At 61.5% G+C, this 18,290-nt stretch carries 13 protein-coding genes and 1 riboswitch; of the genes, 4 read left to right on the top strand and 9 right to left on the bottom strand.

Features of this window, described 5'->3' with window-relative positions; translation table 11 throughout:
- Nucleotides 1–11: 11 nt before the first annotated feature.
- The 6 genes from VGD45_RS01340 to VGD45_RS01365 all read right to left on the bottom strand — a co-directional run bounded on the left by VGD45_RS01340 (nt 12) and on the right by VGD45_RS01365 (nt 9,776).
- On the bottom strand, nt 12–2,228 hold the full coding sequence (locus VGD45_RS01340) for a CHASE domain-containing protein (RefSeq protein WP_331153464.1): 2,217 nt from the start codon (nt 2,226–2,228) through the stop codon (nt 12–14).
- Between the two features lie 116 nt (nt 2,229–2,344).
- Nucleotides 2,345–3,739 (bottom strand): MmgE/PrpD family protein, encoded by a 1,395-nt coding sequence (locus tag VGD45_RS01345; protein WP_331153465.1) that lies wholly within the window; start codon nt 3,737–3,739, stop codon nt 2,345–2,347.
- A gap of 3 nt (nt 3,740–3,742) precedes the next feature.
- A complete protein-coding gene (locus tag VGD45_RS01350) occupies nt 3,743–5,065 on the bottom strand; it encodes an MFS transporter (protein ID WP_331153466.1) in 1,323 nt (440 codons plus the stop codon).
- Between the two features lie 18 nt (nt 5,066–5,083).
- The gene (locus tag VGD45_RS01355) at nt 5,084–7,102 is read right to left on the bottom strand and encodes an alpha/beta hydrolase domain-containing protein (protein WP_331153467.1); all 2,019 of its coding nucleotides are present in this window, start codon (nt 7,100–7,102) and stop codon (nt 5,084–5,086) included.
- Complete coding sequence (locus tag VGD45_RS01360) at nt 7,099–8,232, bottom strand: CapA family protein (protein WP_331153468.1); 1,134 nt, start codon at nt 8,230–8,232, stop codon at nt 7,099–7,101. The genes VGD45_RS01355 and VGD45_RS01360 overlap by 4 nt, the downstream gene beginning before the upstream one ends.
- Nucleotides 8,229–9,776 (bottom strand): tannase/feruloyl esterase family alpha/beta hydrolase, encoded by a 1,548-nt coding sequence (locus tag VGD45_RS01365; RefSeq protein WP_331153469.1) that lies wholly within the window; start codon nt 9,774–9,776, stop codon nt 8,229–8,231. Before VGD45_RS01365 ends, VGD45_RS01360 begins: the two co-directional genes overlap by 4 nt.
- 259 nt (nt 9,777–10,035) lie before the next feature.
- On the opposite strand from VGD45_RS01365, the gene VGD45_RS01370 reads away from it, so the two are divergent.
- The 3 genes from VGD45_RS01370 (at nt 10,036) to VGD45_RS01380 (ending at nt 14,294) form a co-directional block, all read left to right on the top strand.
- Nucleotides 10,036–12,690 carry a TonB-dependent receptor domain-containing protein gene (locus VGD45_RS01370; protein ID WP_331153470.1) on the top strand — a complete coding sequence of 885 codons (2,655 nt, stop codon included), beginning with the start codon at nt 10,036–10,038 and terminating at the stop codon, nt 12,688–12,690.
- A 3-nt stretch (nt 12,691–12,693) separates the two neighbouring features.
- Nucleotides 12,694–13,605: a hypothetical protein gene (locus tag VGD45_RS01375; RefSeq protein WP_331153471.1), complete on the top strand. Its 912-nt coding sequence runs from the start codon at nt 12,694–12,696 to the stop codon at nt 13,603–13,605.
- A 122-nt stretch (nt 13,606–13,727) separates the two neighbouring features.
- Entirely contained in the window at nt 13,728–14,294 is a 567-nt protein-coding gene (locus VGD45_RS01380; RefSeq protein ID WP_331153472.1) for a hypothetical protein, read from the top strand.
- An 8-nt stretch (nt 14,295–14,302) separates the two neighbouring features.
- Here VGD45_RS01380 and VGD45_RS01385 read toward each other — a convergent pair whose 3' ends face one another.
- From VGD45_RS01385 to VGD45_RS34265, 3 genes are all read right to left on the bottom strand, one after another.
- The gene (locus VGD45_RS01385) at nt 14,303–15,085 is read right to left on the bottom strand and encodes a ZIP family metal transporter (RefSeq protein ID WP_331153473.1); all 783 of its coding nucleotides are present in this window, start codon (nt 15,083–15,085) and stop codon (nt 14,303–14,305) included.
- Nucleotides 15,086–15,129: 44 nt separating this feature from the next.
- Complete coding sequence (locus tag VGD45_RS01390) at nt 15,130–15,516, bottom strand: hypothetical protein (RefSeq protein ID WP_331153474.1); 387 nt, start codon at nt 15,514–15,516, stop codon at nt 15,130–15,132.
- A gap of 312 nt (nt 15,517–15,828) precedes the next feature.
- Nucleotides 15,829–16,035, bottom strand: coding sequence for a DUF6882 domain-containing protein (locus tag VGD45_RS34265; RefSeq protein ID WP_414717545.1), 207 nt, complete (start codon nt 16,033–16,035; stop codon nt 15,829–15,831).
- Between the two features lie 196 nt (nt 16,036–16,231).
- Between VGD45_RS34265 and VGD45_RS01395 the strand changes: the two genes are divergently transcribed.
- Nucleotides 16,232–17,638 (top strand): HNH endonuclease signature motif containing protein, encoded by a 1,407-nt coding sequence (locus tag VGD45_RS01395; RefSeq protein WP_331153475.1) that lies wholly within the window; start codon nt 16,232–16,234, stop codon nt 17,636–17,638.
- A 278-nt stretch (nt 17,639–17,916) separates the two neighbouring features.
- Nucleotides 17,917–18,017: riboswitch (cyclic di-GMP riboswitch) on the top strand.
- Nucleotides 18,018–18,290: the final 273 nt, after the last annotated feature.

Consider the following 18,290-nt stretch of genomic DNA (forward strand, 5'->3'; position numbering starts at 1 on the left):
CGGAAGGCCGACTAACAAGACGGGAGGCAGAAATAAAACGTCGCGCCCCCGCCCGGCTGGGACTCGGCCCAGACGCGGCCGCCGTGTTTTTCCATCACGGACTTTACGATGGTGAGCCCCAGGCCGGTGCCTTCGAATTCCTTTTCCGAATGCAGGCGCTGGAACGCGCCGAACAGGCGCGGTGAATATCTGGGATCGAAGCCGACGCCGTTGTCACGAACAAAGTAGGTGCGCGCCCCTTCGACCTCAGTCTCCCCCACCCAGATCTCCGGCCTCGACCGAGTCTGCGAAAATTTGATGGCGTTGGAAATGAGATTGCGTAAGGCCAATGTCAGCAGCCCCGGATCCGCACGCACGCAAGCCGCCGGCAAGGAAACATGAATCTGAGTCGGCGGCTGCGGCCCGACCTCCGCGACGACCTGTCGCATCAACTCACCCAACTGCAGCTCCTGCGTCTGCAGCTCGCGTTGCGAGACCGAGGCGAGCTTCAAGAGATGATCGATGATGGCGTCCATGCGCCTGGTAGTCGTCAGGATCGAATCGAGATCGCGTTGAGTCTTGACCGACACCGACTGACCCAGATCTTCCGTCAGCAACGACGCGTATCCCTTGATCGCTCGCAGTGGCGCACGCAAGTCATGCGACACGCTGCGCGTGAACGCCTCCAAATCTCGATACGCCACTTCGAGACGCCGATTCGCAGTTTCCAATTCCTCCGTGCGCTCGCGAACACGCAACTCCAGCGTCGCAGTGAGTTGCCGCACCTCCTCTTCCTGCTGCCGACGCGCAGTGATATCCCGCATCGACGCGAAGAACACGGTCTTCCCACGCCGCAATGTCGAAGCAATCGAGATCGCCACGACGATCTCCGCCCCATCTTTCCGTAGCGCCGGCATTTCCACTCGCTTACCAAGCACAGTGTGCCGTCGAGTATGAAAGGTCTTGACCGCCTCCATATGCGCCTCACGCAAGCGCTCCGGCACGATGACGTCGGCAAGCGGCCGACCCAGCACTTCGCCCGGGCTCCAGCCGAAGGTCTGCACCGCTTGTTTGTTCCATTCCAGGATCCGGTCCTGCTCGTCGATGACGATGAACACCTCCAGCGAATTCTCCAGGATGGTGGCGGCATCCCGTTCCTGTTCCAACAATCGCTGATCCGCGAGCACACGTTCACGCAACGCCTGCCTGCTGCGAGCCATCGCGTACCCAAGCCCGCTCAGCAGCAACGTACCGAGCGTGCCCCCAACCCATACCATCCACACAGGAACCCACTGACTGTCCCTGATCATGGAAGGAGCCGCGGCGAGCCGCAGCGTCCAGCCGTGACCGCCGACCACGATGTAACGAAGCACAAACATCGACTCCGCGACGGCCGCCTCCTCGGGCGGGCGCCGATACATCAATGAAGCGGCCCGCACCTGCCGACCGTCGTAGACTTCGATCTCCACGTCTTTGGGATCGGCATCGAACACGCTTTCCATGAAATCGCCCGCGCGAAACGGGCTATACACATACCCGAGCAGCGCATTGCGCCGATCGGCCGCTGTGGAAACGGGCAAGTCGCGCTGATACACCGGGACATACATGAGAAAGCCCGGCTGCGGCGTCGAGTCGATCTCCTGCACCAGTGTCGTTTTGGCGGAAACGGCCGCGACATTTTCATCGCGTGCGCGCTCCATGGCCGCGCGGCGCACAGCCTCGCTGGCCATATCGAAGCCCAGCGCGTGCTTGTTACGCACATCTTGCGGTTCGAGATAAAGAATGGCGGTCTGCGGGTGATCGCCACGACCGGCCGGATTGCTCCACAATCCCTGCGGTAGGGAACTCAGCTGCCATGACACGAGTTTGTCGACGACCGCTGCAAATCCGAAGCCCTGCACTCCGGTCAACACCTTGGCCAGATTCAAAGGCCGGGAGAAGCGCTGCCACTCCTCTTCGGTGATGGGCCAGGCGTTGTCGACGAAACCGGCACCGCCGCGCAGCACGGCCTCACACGCCAACAGTCGCTCTTCGATGGCGTGCTCGCTGTGAGTTGCGCGCTCCTCCAGAGTGCTGCGAGTGAGCGTCATCGCCGCCTGCTCCATCGACAACACGAAGGCTGCCGTGACGCCGGCTCCAAGCGTAAGAATCCCCAGGGCGACGATGCCAGGGAGCAACCATCCGGTGCGCCGATGTTCTTGCGGATTGTCCAGACTATCGGGCAAGAATTGCCACTCGGGTACGCTCATCGGACGTTTGTTAGCTGTCCTCGAGCCGTGGACACTATCGCCGAGCAGCACGACCTCGCATGGGGAGAAATACGGGTGTTGACTCCCAGCTGGACTTTTTGCAAAAACGCGCCGAGCTAAAGCGAACGCGAGAGCTCGCCAGCATCGGCGATCGATTCCAGGGTCGATATGCGCTCTATCCACCTGTCGACTGTGGATGCATTGGGTTCGGATCGGGCGCGTCGGCAGCAGTCACGAAACTTGTCGATGAGCGCGGCGTCGCAGGCAGGTCGTCCGGGACTGCCGGAGGGCACGTCGATCTCGAGCTGCACTCTTGGACCTCCTCTCAACTCCAACTCGACGGAGCCTCGCAGTACATCCGGCCCTGACGACGCACGCGCGGGATCAGCGGTGTAATGCACACGACTGGCAAGATCGAGCACGGACGAATCACTCAACGCGCGATCGGTGAAGTCATCGAGCGTCACCGTTCCCCGTCGCAACGCCGTCGCGACGGTGAACGGCAGACTGAACTTGGCGTCAATTGCCGTCGCCGGCCGCTGCTTCTGAGCGACGGGCTCGGCGAGCATCAAGTTGAGACGACTGCCGACCAGATCGACGCTGACGATGTCACTCAGCTCGATGCGATGATCGCGAACCAGTTGCGCTGCCGCCTCGATGTACACATGCGTGCCCCGGCAGGACGGGTACGGTTTGAACGAGATCTCATCGATCTCGAAGCGTTCCCCGAGCGCCTGGGTGAGCACTTCCGGCGCATACGCCCCTCGCGCGTACATAGCAAAGAACCCCGCCCGACCTTCGAAGGGACGATCGAATCCACGCACCCCTTTGCGAGCAAGCAACGCTGAAGTCACGGCGATCTGCGCTGGGAAGGCATCGCGCACGGCGCGAATGTCGGAATGCGGGCTGAACTTCAGCTCGGCGCTGCATGTGGCTTGGCCGAGCGTGAGAGAGAACGCATCGATCAATTGCTGCTCGTTGAGCTTGAGCAGCCGACCTACGGCCGCCGTGGCACCAAAAGCCGCGATCATCGGTGGCGGATACCATCCATACTCATCCAGCGGCACGCGTAACGCGAGACTCAGACGGCAAGCGATATCGCAACCGAGAACTACCGCCGCAATCAGTTCCTTACCTTCGACGGGCCCGAAGGCTTCGCAGACCGCCAGCGCTGCAGGAATCGTTGGGGCATTCGGATGCAGCAACGACTTGTCGTGCGCATCTTCGAAATCCAGCGCATGCGCCAGCGCTCCGTTCGCAAAGGCAGCCATGGCCGCCGGTACTCGAACGCCGGTCGCGAAGACAGTGCTCTGCGAATGTCCGCCCTGCTCCACGGCATATTCCACAAACGGCCGGCACACGCTGGCGAGGCCCGTGGCGGCGAGCGATACACCCAGGCCGTCGAGCAGGCATCGTTTCGCCATGTCCCTCGTGTGCTGTGGAATCGCTTCGTAGCGCGTCGAGACTACGTACGACGCCAGTGACCTGGAAAGCGAGTTGGAGTCTGTCATGGATTACTTCGCCGCGTTCGGCTGCAGCCCGTTCGAAGCATCATCCGGCGTGTCGGGAGTCTTCACGCGCGAAATCCAATGCAGCGTGCCGAACGCTGCCACATAGAACGCGGCCAGCGTCCAGACCACGCCGCCGAACGATCCCGTCGAATCGTGCAGATTGCCAATCATTGGATGCGCGAACACACCCGAGCCGCTGCCCACCACGGTGATCATGGCGAACGCGGCAGCAGCAGCTCGCCCTTCTAGCAACTGCATGGCTAAAGCCCAGAACACGCCCTGCGCTCCGCCCGCTCCGAGACAGGCCAACAGGAACGCAGCGAATGCGAAGGTCGTGTGTCCCTCTTGCAAGGCGGCCGAGAGAAAGAATCCTAAAGTCGCGATGGCCACCGAGATCCGCAGCGGCGTGGCTCGATCCTTCACCTTGTCCGAGCTGCGGCCGGCGATCAGACAACCGATGCTGAACGTGATCCACGGCAGACTGTTGAGTGCCCCCACTGCGAGATTGCCAGCGCCCGACACCTGCCGAATCATCAGCGGCATCCAGATCGTCATGACATTGATGGCCAGGACCATCGTGAACAGCACGAACCCGAGCGCCCACACCAGCGGATTGAACGCGGCCTCGCGGATGTTACGCAGCGCGCCGGGCTCCGCCGATTTGTCGCTCACTGTGCTCAACTCGCCGATCAGCCACGTGCGCTCTTCCTCCGTGAGGAATCTCGCGTCCGCGGGCGTGTCTGGAATCAGCTTCAAACAGAGCAGGCCCATGACGATGGAAGGCACGCCTTCGAGGATGAACAGCGACTGCCAACCGTGAAAACCCGCCCAGTCCACATCCAGCAACGCGCCCGACAGCGGCGACGCCACGATCATGGAACAAGGCACGGCGATGAAGCTCACACCGACCGCAAAGCCGCGCACGCGCTTCGGAAAAATCAGGCTGATGTAATAAATCATGAAGGCGTGAAAGCCCGCCTCCGCCAAACCCAGCGCGAAGCGGTTCACCAGGAACCACTGCTGATCCGGCACGAACGCCGTGGAAGTGGACACCAGGCCCCAAGCGCAAGCGATGATTGCGAAACCGCGGCTCGCGCCGAGCCGCCGCAACAGCTCGGCGTTCGGCGCCTGGAACAAGAGGTAGGCCAGCGTGAACAGTCCCGAGCCCCAGCCGAAGACTTCGGCGCTCAAGCCCAGCGCGTCATTCATCTGCAACGCTGCGAAGCCGATGTTGCCGCGATCTATCGCGAAGAAGAAATACAACAGAAACACGAGGCTCGCGACGTGCAGCATCAGTTTCCGTTCAACGCGCTTCTGGATGTCCAACGCCGTTCTCCCGTGTCGCTAACGGCGCGCAAGCGCCTTCTGATACTGGCCTGGAGCTTCGGCGACGATGGCCTGCGCATCGTCCGGCAACAGCAAACGATCCTTCACCAGCGCGCGAGCCGCCTGCTCCACGGCCTGGACATACGCGTCCCGCGACGGATACCGCTCTTCAACTGACAACCGTGGATCCTTGCGCTCCTCTCGCTCACGACGAGTGGTGGCGAATGGCACGTGCAGGCCGGTCGCCATGCACAGACCGCCTGCGCCGAAGCCTGGTTTGCGCACATTCCATCCGGCGTTCGTTGCGAGCGGCGCGGCGACGAATGGATGTCGAACCCCACCCAGCATCAGACCGTCGGCATCTGCCTGTGGCACGAGCACTGGATAGGAGCCCAAGCGCTTTGGCGGTTCCTGGCTGAAGTCGTAATAGTGCTTCGCCGAGAACGCGCCCACATACTGAGCCTGCGGAAGTTGCGGGAATTTGTAAGCTGACTTCGCCACCAGCTCACCACGCGCCACCGTTGGATAACGACTCGCCGGCGGCGCTTCATCGTTCGTCACCCATCGATCGAGCGCCGTGAACAGCGCTCGCGCGAAGCCGCTCCAGTCGATCAACGCTGGCGCCGGTGCCGCACAAAACGGCGGGCTTGCGCCGGGACGAGGCGCGGCGCTGTGCTCCGTGCCAGCGAATACGAACACGCGCACGTTCTCGGGGATGGTCAGGTCGCGCCCGTTCATATCCAGATAAGTGAGCGTGCCGCCGTGCCAGAGCTCATTCTCCGAATCGATATGAATAATCCGCGGGCACGAGCGGGCTGTCGTGCAGTGGCTCAGCACGCCGTCGGTGCGATGACTGAGCGGATCGTTGGTGACGGGATAGCTGAAAGGAAACTCGTCGCCACGCAGGCCCCAACTCGTGTGCTGCGCATCTTTCAATCCCGGGCGCGCAAAGGCCGAGTTCACTGAGTTGCGCCCGGCGCCGGAAATCACGATGTTCGCACCGTCGAGCACGATCCGGCCCGACTCGTCCTCGTTGAACTCGGAGACCAGTTCCTTCAGCGTGCGGCCAGTCTGCGAAGCTCCGAGGCCGATGACCTTTTGGATTGCCGCTCGGCCGCGCGTGCGTAACGGGTTGGCCTCAGCGTCGCTGTATCTCAAGTAAGAGACGAGATCCCGCATGGAGGCCAACGCCAATCCATAAACCACCGGATCTCGTGCTTGATAGACGAACTCGAACAATGCGCCGGCGCTCGTGCCAGCAGGCTTGGTCACCTCGATTCGCCACGCATCCAGAAAGCGCCACGACAATCCCGGCGGACTGACGGGGGGATCGGCGTCGCGCTCGCGCATGGTGAGCGTGCCTTTCGCAGCGAGATCGGCGGCTGGATAAGTGAGATAGCCAACGAACTTGCCCTCAGAGCCTACATCGAAGAATTGCTCTCGCGTAACGCCAGTGACAGGAGCGCCATTGGCCTCCACTGCTATCGGCAATCGTGCGCTCATGGCTGTTGAATTCGGCGGACGCGGCAACCGACTGCCGAGCGCGACCGCCATCGCCGGCGCGTCTTGTAACGGATACTCCGCCTGCCAGCCGCTCATCACGACAGTGAAGCCGGCGTTCATTAAGAAGCCGTCGCCCGCATCGGGGGCAGCACTAAAGCCGCCCCGACCTCCCACGCGATTCAGCAAACCCAAGCTCAACGGTCGACCGCGATTGACCATCTCATACAGCATGCGGCCATTGCCCTTGGCCATGTCCGCCGGCTTCAGGATGACCACGTCGGCATCGAACGCCACGCGCCCTTGCTCATCGCGCGGTGCGCGATTGATGTTCACCAGCCCAGAGTTCACTGGCAGCGACGGGTCGACGCGATAGTGAGCGACTGCGCGAATGACTTCGTACGACCCGACTGTGCCGAAGGTCCGGCCTGCGAACGCCGACTCGGTGGATTTCACGTCGAGCTTCACCAACTCCGCGTGAGCATGGCTAGTCAGAATCACTGCCACGAGGGCGCATAGAAGGTTGCGAAGGCTCATGCATCCACCGCTTCGAGCTGCAACTCGTCTCCGGCCACGACATATCGCGCGTTGAGGCGCTGGCTTGCGGTGTGTCGCTCCAGGTAGGCACGGACTTCTTCGAATCTCGGATCGTTCGCTTTCAGGATTTCCGGCTGCGACATCGGCCCGATGCAGGTCGGCAGCAGGCTGATGCGTGCGGGCTCGCCTCGTTTGAGCACACACTTCACGATGGCCGTATGCCGGGAATCCGGCGGGAAGTTATAGGTGATCGCGAAATTCGGCTCCCACTCCGGATGCAGTTTCTGAATCTCGCGGAAGCCCTTACTGCGCGCATGCTTCTCGTCCATGTGCAAGTCCATGGCGAAATTGCACAGGCTGTAAAAGATGGGCTTGCCTTTATAGATATCCACGCCCTTCAGAATGTGCGCATGGTGACCGAGGATCACGTCCGCGCCGGCGTCGATCGCTGCGCGGCCAACGTCGCGCTGATAGTCCGCGATGACGCCGGGAATGAAATGAATCCCCCAGTGCAGCGAGACCGCGACGAAATCGACATGCTCGCGCACTTTCTTTATATCTTCGGTGAGCGCACGCAGATCGTCGCGATTTGGAAACGTATGGATGCGAGCTGGGGTGCCGGGTTGATCGTGCTCCACCTGTTCATAGAGGGTCCAGGCGCGCATGGGCGCGCAGCCCGGCCGATTTTCTTCGGCCCAGAACCCCATGGGCAGAATGGAGCTGTATGCCAGAAACGCGATACGCCTGCCCTTCGCCTCAGCTATGACTGGTTTGCGCGCTTCCGCGATGTTTGCGCCGACACCGACGACGCTCAAGCCGCTCTCACGCAGAGCGTTCATCGTGTCGAACATCGCATCGGCGCCCCAATCCATGCAGTGATTGCCAGCAAGCGACGCGACAGTGAACCCTGCACGTCGAAACGCAGGTGCTGCCGCCTTCGGGCTGCGATCGGTATGCCTCACCTGAGGCAAGCGAGCACCACGCTCCGAGATCGGCAGTTCGAGCTGCATGAACGCCACATCCGCCTGTTGAAGCGTGGGTCGCACATACTCGAACAACGTGTCCGGATCGGGACGGCTGGGGCCAACGTCTCCGACTGCATAGAGCAACACATCATCCGATTGGCTCATGGCGCTACACACTCGAAGCTCTCCGCGCGGTCTGTGTTTCCCGTGCCCTTGTAGCGCGCCTGTTTCGGATACGGACACAAGGGTCGAGTGCGCGTCACCTGTCCCTCTTTGACACTGCTGGCAACGATTCGCTCTGGCGCCGTGCCGCGCTCAACCCATTGCTCCAGCGCCATGAGGACATCGTGTTGAGCGTCAAGCACCGGCGGATCGCCGGCATTGCCGAAACTGTTCGGCCCCGGACCGCCGCGACAGTGATACAAGCCCGGCACCATGAACATTCGGAAGAAGCTGTCGGTCTGCTGTGCGCCAACGGTGCGGCGTACCGCTTCGTAATAATTGATGCTGTTGTATGGCGAAGGACCCGAGTCATCCCACCCGTGGTAGAGAATGAGGCGCGCGTTACTTCTCGCGAACGGAGTGAGGTCCACGTTGTCCGAGATCAACGCACTCAGTCGCTGCCGGGCGATGGGCAGATCCCGCTCGAGCACGAAGGACGCTGGATCCCAGCTCTTATCCTGGAACACGGCGAATCGATACATGTCAGCGCCGAGCTTGCCGCGGCGTTCGAGCTCGGATACCGGCAGCAGCGTTCCAATGGCAGGCGGCGGATAAATCTCTTTACCCGCCGCGTCGCGCAGTGGCGAGAACAAGTTGCGCACATTGTCGACCTGCGCCTTGCTCAAGCAGTGACCTTGTTCCGCGCCACTGCAAGTCAAAGACGCAAAGTCGAACTTGCATGACGGCGGATGCTCGATGAGTCCATCCTCGACGCCATCGTTCTTGTCGCACGCCGCTACCATCCGGCGCACGGTGTGCTCCATGTCCTGTTGTGTCAGCCGCCCCTCCGCAGTCGCTCCGTTGGCGCGGCCGCTGAGCATCACGTACGTCGACATATCAGGAAAGTTCGTGCCAGGCGCGCCGGAAACGATGCCGTCGTAGTCGTCGGGATAACGCTGCGCGGCCGTGAGCCCTTGCTGGCCGCCGTTCGAGCAGCCCATGAAATACGAATAGCGTGCTGGCTTCGTGTAGTACGCCTTGAGAATCTGTTTCGCTACCGTCGCCGTCAGATGTTGCGCCCGACCGCCGTAATCCTCGATCCGCTGTGGATGACCCAGCGCCCACGACGCATCCGCCGGACCGCCCTTGTGGCCTGTATCTGTCGACGCAGTGGCATAACCGCGCTTCAGTCCATGCGCGAGCGAACTGTAGTTGATGAAGCCTGCATAACCCCCATTGCCCACGCCAAGATGCTTGCCATTCCAACGCGATGGCGGCGGCAACCACAGTTCAAACTCGATTTCTTTCTCGATGCGGCCCTGGACCCGGCAGAACGGCTCGCTGACGGACACTGCTCCGCGCGTGAGTGTGTCGTTGTCCACGGTCCACTGAGGTGAAGGAGTAATCGGCGTCGCGACCAGCTTCGTACTCTCCAGGGTCAGCGACTGCAAATCCGCACACGCCTGATCCGCCGCGCTCGCAACGCTGCCACTGACAGCGACGACCAGCAGCAGCGCCGCCGACCTGATGCCGAATCCGTCGTTCATGCACCATCCCCCGATCCAACTGTTTCTTGGCGCCCCTCCATAAGCAAAAGGAGATGGCTTCATAAGCGCTTCATATGACCCGTCGGGTTCATACGCAGCGCCGGCGATTGTTTTCTCGACGGTTCGACCGCGTCAATACGCCATAAGGAATTCGTTTGGGCCGACATTATTTTTGTCTCGATACGATTCGTCGATTTTTTGTGTGCTACAACTTCGTGCGCTCGATTCGAATTACTAACGACGATTGGGGGATTTTTTCATGGCGAGCTACGCATCACGCCGCACGTTTCATCGCGCACTGGGCCTTGCATTCAGCGCGGCCGCATTCAGCACTCCGACAGCGTTCTCGCAGAACCAAACCTCGGGTAGCGAAAGCTTGAGCGAAGTCGTCGTCACCGGCAGCCGCATTCGCGGCGTGGAGCCGACCGGCTCGAATGTCATCGCGCTCGATCGCGAAGTCATCGTCGAAACAGGCGCGCCGAGCACGAGCGATCTGATCCGAAAGCTGCCCCAGATCGTCGGTCTGGGCGCTTCGGAAACAGCCTCTGGCGCACAGAACGGCGCGGCAAATGCCACACGCGGTGTTGCCGTGAACTTGCGCGGCATCGGCTCGAACGCAACGTTGTTGCTGCTCGGCGGCCGGCGCATGCCGCCGGCTGGCACGCAAGGTCAGTTCACTGACGCGTCGGTGATCCCTTCCATCGCGGTCGAGCGACTCGAAGTCGTCGCGGATGGGGGTTCGGCAATTTATGGCTCCGACGCGGTGACGGGCGTCGTGAATCTCGTGCCGAGGCGTGACTTCACTGGCGCCGAAAGCTCAGCGCGCTACGGCGTCGCCGATGGGTACTACGATTGGTCAGTCGGGCAGATCGGCGGCTTCAACTGGAGCACGGGCCACGCGATGGCTGCCGTCGAACACACTTACCACAGCGCGCTCGAAGGCAAGGACAGGGATTTCTACACGTCGGACCTGCGCCGATTCGGCGGCGATGACCTGAGATCGCAGCAATGCGCGCCGGGTACCATTCTCGTCGGCGGCATTCCCTACGCCATTCCCGCGAACTCCACTGGCACGGGACTGACGCCGGCATCGTTCACGCCCAATACGCGCAATCTTTGTGACAACCTGAAGCGGGGCGACATCATTCCCGATCTGAGACGCACCAGTGCGTTCGTCGCGGCCACTCAGGACTTGGGCGAAGCCGTGACGTTATTCGCCGAAGGATATTTTTCACGCCGTACATTCTCGGTGCGGGATTCGCAGGTCGTCTCCAATCTCACGGTGACCAGCGCCAATCCGTACTACGTCAATCCGACCGGCGGCACTGGCCCCATCATCGTGCAATATGACTTCGCCAACGACGGCGGCATTCCCGAGAACCCTGGCGAAGCCGAGTCGTGGGAGGCCGTGTTCGGAGCGCGATTCAATCTTTCCACCTCCTGGCAAGCGGAGGCGTACGTCGCGCACGGCAAGAGCGAAGACTTCGTGCGTCGTACGCAGAATCTCAACACCACGCCCGGCGGCATCAACGCGGCGCTCGCGAATCCCAATCCCGCGTTAGCGTTCAATCCATTCGGTGGCGGCGGAATCTCGGATCCGGCTACAGTGGCTGCGATTCGCAATGGCATGTTCATCATTCAGGGCGACACGGATATGACCGTTGCGGCCGTGCAGGCTGACGGGCCTATCGTGACGCTGCCCGGCGGCGATTTGCGGCTGGCGGTCGGCGCGGAGTATCGCGACGAAGGCTTGGGCGGACTGCTTACCCAAGGTTCAACCGTTGCGCCGGTTTACGTGCCCAGCGATATCTCGCGCGATGTGACTGCGGTCTTCGCGGAGGCGTTCATTCCGATCATCGGCGCGAACAACTCCAGCAGCGGTCAGGAGCTGGGCGTATCGCTCGCCGGCCGCTACGAGGAATACAGCGACTTCGGCGATACCTTCAATCCAAAGATCGGCCTGACCTGGCGGCCCCTCGCGGACATCGCCTTGCGCGGCAGTTGGGGCACTTCGTTCCGCGCGCCCGGCCTTGCAGAGAACGATCCACGCTCCGGCGGCTATGGTTTGTATGGTGACACTCTGCCCTGCAATCACCGCCCGCCCGCGACAACCTGCCAGGGCATCGGCATCGCTGGCGGCAATCCGGATGTGAAGCCTGAAGAAGCAACGACGTGGTCCGTCGGATTGGAGTTTACGCCGCAGGCTTTGCCGGATCTGAGAGCATCGCTCACTTACTTCAGCATCGATTACGAGAATCAGATCGTCGGCTTGCGCGGCACGGCGGGGTTGTTGACGAATCCGATCTATGCGCCGTATCGCATTCTCAATCCTACCGCCGAGCAGATCGCGGCCTTGTTGGGATCGGGCCTGCCGATCAACTCATCGATCAACCCCGCGCTGGTCAGTTACATTCAGGACGGACGTCGGCAGAACCTCGGCGAAACCATCGCGAAGGGCATCGATGCCGAGTTACGCTACGACTGGAACCTGGGCGGCGGACAGCTCAGCGCCGGCTTCAACGGCTCTTACTTCACCAAGCTCACCAGCTCCGCCGCACCCGGCGCGCCGCAAGTCGACGTCGTGAGCACGCTCAACTATCCACAACGCTTCCGCGGCCGCGCCGAGTTGGGCTGGCGTCGCAATGAGCTCAGCGCGGTGACGTTCGTGAACTATGTGAGCTCCTACGATCAGGTCGGTGTCGCCGTGCCCCGAAGCATCGATGCGTACACGACCGTCGACCTGCACCTCGGTTACGACCTCACGCAATTCTCGGACGGGCTCACCGTCGCCCTGGACGTGCAGAACCTCGCCGATGAAGATCCGCCGTTCGTGAATATCTCGGGCGGCTACGACCCACAATCAACGAACCCACTGGGCCGGCTGTTCGCTGTCAGCCTGCGCAAGGAGTGGTGATCGATGAACATTCGCCTCACCATTCTTATGGCGCTGGTTTTACCCGCTGTCTCAGTTGCCAGCGAAACCGCGGCCGTGAAGACCATCGACGCCGAGCTGACAGGCAAGCCCCCTTCCGGTTCGTACGGTGTGATCGTCGAGCACGATCCAAGCCTCGCCACGCATACGGTGTATCGTCCGGAGCGCTTCGGCACCATCAAACATCCGGTACTCGCCTGGGGCAACGGCGCTTGCAAGAAATCAGGGTTGCTGTTCGCGGAGTTCCTCGCTGAAATCGCCTCGCACGGCGTGCTCGTGATCGCAGACGGTCCGCCGATTCCTGGCGAGCGTCGCGTGCGCCCGGACAACGAAGTGCGCCAGCCGATCGAGCGACCGAGCAAGTCACCCAAGCCCGACGGCACCGCACTCATCGCCGCCCTCGATTGGATCGAAGCTCGCAACCAGGATCCCGACAGTCGCTACTACGACAAGATCGACATGAGCAACGTCGCCGTCATGGGCATGTCGTGCGGCGGTCTCATGGCGTACGGCGCTTCGGGCGACAAGCGGGTCAAGACTGTGGGTATTTGGAACAGCGGCCTGCTCGAACCCAATGATCCCATCTTCAACGCTCTGCACAGTTCCGTGCTCATCGTGACCGGCGGCCCACAGGATGTCGCTCATCCCAACGGCCTGCGCGATTTCGAAACCATGCCGCCCGCCATTCCCGTGTTCCATGCCGTGCGCCCCGAGCTCGGTCACTCCGGCACCTACTCCTCCGACAACGGCGGTTTGTTTGGAGAGGTCGCCGTCGCCTGGATCAAATGGCAGCTGCTCGGCGACGAATCGTCAGTGACCAAAGGAATGTTCGTCGGTGATCGCTGCACGCTCTGCACGAACCCCGAGTGGCGCGTGCAACAGCGCGCGTTGAATTAGAAACAGTCCATCGACCTGCCCGCGTCGCTGCGCCGCAAGGAGTAAATATAGGCAAGTTTGCCCTTTATAACGCCGCTGCCGAGTTCTATCGTCAGCTGGCGTCTATCAAAAGGAGAACTGCCGTGAACACTCTCCAACGATCCCTCTCATGTGTCGCATTGCTGAGCCTGCCGCTGCTGGCGACGGCAGGCGATCAAACTGCGAATGAGACTCAGCGCGCCTCGACCAGCAGAGGTTCGTCTCCGCTGGTCGAGAAAGTGAGACAAGCGACCGCTCGTTACAAGGACATCGGCGTCGCGATCGCCGAAGGCTGGGTCGCCGCCACACCCTGCGTGAGCGGTCCGAACTTCGGCGCGATGGGAGTGCACTTTGCACTACCGGCTCGCGTCGGTGACGGCGAGATCGACGGCGCCGAACCCGAGTTGCTGATCTACGAACCGCTGGCAAACGGCTCCATGCGACTCGTCGGCGTGGAGTTTCTCGTGCTCGCCGCGGACTGGGCCGAAAACAATCCTGGCGGCGGCGCGCCCTCGGTCGACGGTCACCTGATGCACTTCGTCGGCGAGCCCAATCGCTACGGATTGCCGGCCTTCTACGAACTGCACGTTTGGGCGTGGGAGCGCAACCCCGATGGCTTCTTCGCCGACTGGAACAGACTGGTGACGTGTAACAAGCAACCAGCGCCGTGAGACCGTGCTCAGGCGAATACCGCGTCTAGAAACATCATGACTGCGAATCCGCCGAGCAGCGAGAACGTCGCGATGTCCTCGTAGCCGCCCCGATGCGTTTCAGGAATGATTTCGTCACTGATGATGAATAGCATCGCGCCGGCTGCGAGGCCCAGCACCACTGGCATCGCCGGACCGGCGATCCACACGGCCGAACTGCCGAGCGCACCGCCCAGAGGTTCCACCAAGCCAGTTAACGCGGCGACCAGGAACGCTTGCGATTTCGGATAGTCGATCGCGAGCATGGCGGCGGCGACCGCGAGTCCCTCTGGAATGTTCTGCAACCCGATGCCAACGGCCAACGGCATGGCCTTGCCGATATCGCCGCCGGCGAAGCCGACGCCGACCGCCATGCCTTCGGGGAAGTTGTGCAAGGTGATGGCGATGACGAACAACCACAGGCGCTGCATCCGCAGGCTGTCGGGCCCTTCCTTGCCTAGAACAAAGTGCTCATGCGGAACGCGCCGATGCACCCAATACAAACCGATCGCGCCGCCAAGTAACCCCGCGATCACGACGAGAACGGCGAGCGGCTTGGAAGATATGTGCGACTCGGCGTGATCGAGCGCCGGCTGCAGCAGCGAGAAGAAAGTCGCCGCCAGCATCACGCCCGCGGCGCCGCTCAGCAGTGCATCCTGCGCCTTGGGCGACGGGCGCCGAAAGAAGAACACCCAGACCGCACCGAACACGGTGCCCATCCCCGCCAGAAAACTCGCCGTCAACCCTCGCCAGAAAATCTCATGAGCTTGCATGCATCACCGCGGCCCTCTTCGTGGGGCCGCAGTGTGCTCGAAACTCAGCGGGCTGTCACCGCCTCCGGCTTGCCGAAGCGAGCGTGAAAGTCGGCCAGCTCGATACGAAACTCGTCCTGACGCAGGAAGTCCTCGTCGCTGAGCTTGGGCTTCTCCTGCGCCTCGTACCATTGTGCGTAGTTCACCGCTTCCGTGCTGTGCTTCTTGTAATGGGTCGAGTACGTACGCACCTGGATGCCCGGGGTCGCGCCGCTCAGGTCGAACGTCATCAGTCGCAACCAACCGTCGCCGATGCCGACCGGATACGGCGACTTCACGCCCGCGTCCTGCGCGGTCTGGCCGCGATCCTGATAGTCGGCGAGCACCTGGTACACGTCGTGACCGAACTTGTTGTCGTCGGTGGAAGCCTGCACCCGCGACCCGGAGCTCACCGCCCTCATGCACCGTAGGGAACAGCGAGCCAAGGATTTCATCTACCCGGAGTTTCGGCGACTGCGCAGTGGCTGACGCAGGAGAAGATGGCGTTTGCGTTCGTACGCTGTTCGGGTCGATTCTCTATCACGTGACATTGCGCAATCGTGCGCTGTCGAGCAAGCAGATTGAGGCGTTGGTGGATTGCACGATTGCGATTGTTCGGGCTGAGACCGGAGCGCTAACGAGTTAACGCGTTTTCGGAGGCGTCGGTGGCTGGCGTCGCCGGGAGCGACCTACCTCCTTCCAGCACCGTGCTCCCCTTGCCCGCGCTATCGCGCGTGCCGCTGGGTCCCGGAAGTATCCGATTTCTCGGAGTAGCTGCCGATATCGGTCGCTTCCGCAACGACCCGAAGCTCATCATTCTGGTCGTAGAACTGCAACTGTGCCGTGGCCTGATCGAACGTCCATCTCTCGCAAGTCCCAAACCCAAAGAGCGATTTCAAAGCATCTGGAGTTGTGCCGAGTCGTCTCTTCATCGAGAGCAAGCTCAACAGATCTCGCTTCGCCACGATGTCAAATCCAGCTCACCCGCAATACTGAGTCGAGTCGATCCTCCAGCTGGAGTGTCTACTGTTAAATTCAGTCCGACACGCACGTACTGCTCTTATATACAGCTCCATAAGATTGCGGTAGCCTCGTCTTCAGCATGAGCCATGTTCCGATGGGTGACCAATGGAAACATCATTTGCTGACGATTACCGCGCGCGCGCCGCTCGCATCGACGAAACGCGCGCCATCGGCAATGAGATCACGAAGCTCGCGGGCCATATCAACGCCGCGATGTATCGTTTCCTCACACTGATCGCCGAGTTCGATCGCCGCGGTGGTTGGTCGGATGGATCCACACAATCCTGCGCGCACTGGCTGAACTGGCGATGTGGCATCAGTTTCTGCGCGGCGCGCGAGAAAGTCAGGACGGCGCGAGCGCTGGAGAATCTACCGAAGATTTCCGCGGCGATGGAGCGCGGCGAGATCAGCTATTCGAAGGTGCGTGAACTCACGCGCGTCGCCTGCCCTGCCACAGAAGACTACTTATTGATGATCGCCACCCACGGTACGGCACACCACGTGGAGCGACTGGTTCGCCACTATCGTAACGCCAAGGAATCGGAAGAGCTGACGCGAGAAGCTCGGCAGCAGAAAGATCGCATGCTGCAGTTCTTCTACGATCACGACGGCTCGGTAGTCATCAAAGCTCGCTTGTCAGCGCAGTCAGGCGCACTGTTCATGAAGGCGATCGATAAGGCTGTCGAGGACCTGTGGGAGACCGAGCCCGAAGCCGCGGAGCCAGACACTCCAGCTGGAACGCCGAATGTAAAATTCCTCCCGACGCGAACGAAGCGGGCGGATGCCCTCGAACTCCTCGCCGAGAGCTTCCTCCAGAACGGCGCGGCGACGTTAAACGGCGGCGACAAACATCAGATCGTCGTGCACGTCGATCTGGAAACATTGCAGACCGGCTGCGCAGGCCGCTGCGAGATCGAGCACGGCACGCACATCGCCGCAGAAACCGCGCGACGTCTCGCCTGCGACGCGAGCGTGGTCGGCATGGTCGAAGACGAAAGCGGCGAACTGCTCAGCGTCGGCCGCAAAACCCGAAGCATCCCACCTGCCCTACAACGCGCACTTCGCTCGCGTGACAAAGGCTGTCGCTTCCCGGGCTGCTGCAATACCCGCTATGTAGACGCGCACCACGTGACTCATTGGGCACACGGCGGCGAAACCAAGCTATCCAACGTTTTGCTGTTGTGTCGGTTCCACCACCGTGCCGCTCATGAAGGCAAAGTGATTGTGCAAACATTGGACGACGGCGCGGTTCGTTTCTTGCGACCGGATGGCGAGAGCTTCGACAGCATCGCGCCGGACCACAATCAGCCGATCGGCGACTGGCGCGAGCTGCCCCGGCAACACGAACAAAAAGAGATCGTCATCAACGCCCGCACGGCAGTCACACGTTGGGACGGCGGACCAATGGATTTTGGAATGGCCGTGGACAGTTTGCTACACCGCTTGAGGAAGGCCAAGAATCCTCCACGTGGAGGATTGCCCACGGCCGAAACACTATCCGCCGAAATGTGAGGCTCACTTGCTGCTAACAGTCACTTCGGCGATCCACTGTGTAGCGCTTTCAATTTATCATTTCGGATCCAAACGTTCAGCCAGGCAGCGTTGTTTGCTATGGCTTTCGCGCTCGCGAATGAGCACTCATGCGTAACCACCTAGCCGCGCTTCCGTAGATCCTACGTAGGCTCAACAACCGCTGCTGGTTGGCCTCAAGCGGTTTGCCAGCATCCGACCGCGAGCCATGAGGGTGCGTCGGATATTTGGCGGTCCTCGCCTCCTGCAGAATGTTTCCCGTCGAGTAAGGGCATACCCGTCGAAAGACGGCGACGCAAAGCCTCCGGTCCTCGGATGCCGCTGCAACAGCAGCCGCATCACGGATAGCGGGGTTGCCGCGATGAACCACTTCGGTTCGCCGCGTGAAGTGTTAGGCAGCGTCCCGCGTCTCCAGCGCCGGCTCCGCAACGCCAGCTTCCCTTGCCAGACACAGGTACCCGCACTGCCGCGAACACCGCGCACTGCGGGCTGGCATCGAAAACTGTGCTTGCTGGAGTCAAATCATGCGTATCGCTACGTCGTTCGTCGCTGCTCTCGCCGCTTACGTTTCCATCGCCGCCACCGCCGAGGCTCAGACCGTCAACCTGCCGCCGACCATCAGCGGCTCGCCGGC

This window comes from Steroidobacter sp. (genome assembly GCF_036402275.1).
Lineage (GTDB): Bacteria > Pseudomonadota > Gammaproteobacteria > Steroidobacterales > Steroidobacteraceae > Steroidobacter.

Excerpts from the sequence above, each read along its gene's own strand:
- VGD45_RS01340 (WP_331153464.1), bottom strand. The coding sequence starts at position 2,228 with ATGAGCGTACCCGAGTGGCAATTCTTGCCCGATAGTCTGGACAATCCG.
- VGD45_RS01345 (WP_331153465.1), bottom strand. The coding sequence starts at position 3,739 with ATGACAGACTCCAACTCGCTTTCCAGGTCACTGGCGTCGTACGTAGTC.
- VGD45_RS01355 (WP_331153467.1), bottom strand. The coding sequence starts at position 7,102 with ATGAGCCTTCGCAACCTTCTATGCGCCCTCGTGGCAGTGATTCTGACT.
- VGD45_RS01360 (WP_331153468.1), bottom strand. The coding sequence starts at position 8,232 with ATGAGCCAATCGGATGATGTGTTGCTCTATGCAGTCGGAGACGTTGGC.
- VGD45_RS01365 (WP_331153469.1), bottom strand. The coding sequence starts at position 9,776 with ATGAACGACGGATTCGGCATCAGGTCGGCGGCGCTGCTGCTGGTCGTC.
- VGD45_RS01370 (WP_331153470.1), top strand. The coding sequence starts at position 10,036 with ATGGCGAGCTACGCATCACGCCGCACGTTTCATCGCGCACTGGGCCTT.
- VGD45_RS01375 (WP_331153471.1), top strand. The coding sequence starts at position 12,694 with ATGAACATTCGCCTCACCATTCTTATGGCGCTGGTTTTACCCGCTGTC.
- VGD45_RS01385 (WP_331153473.1), bottom strand. The coding sequence starts at position 15,085 with ATGCAAGCTCATGAGATTTTCTGGCGAGGGTTGACGGCGAGTTTTCTG.
- VGD45_RS34265 (WP_414717545.1), bottom strand. The coding sequence starts at position 16,035 with ATGAAGAGACGACTCGGCACAACTCCAGATGCTTTGAAATCGCTCTTT.
- VGD45_RS01395 (WP_331153475.1), top strand. The coding sequence starts at position 16,232 with ATGGAAACATCATTTGCTGACGATTACCGCGCGCGCGCCGCTCGCATC.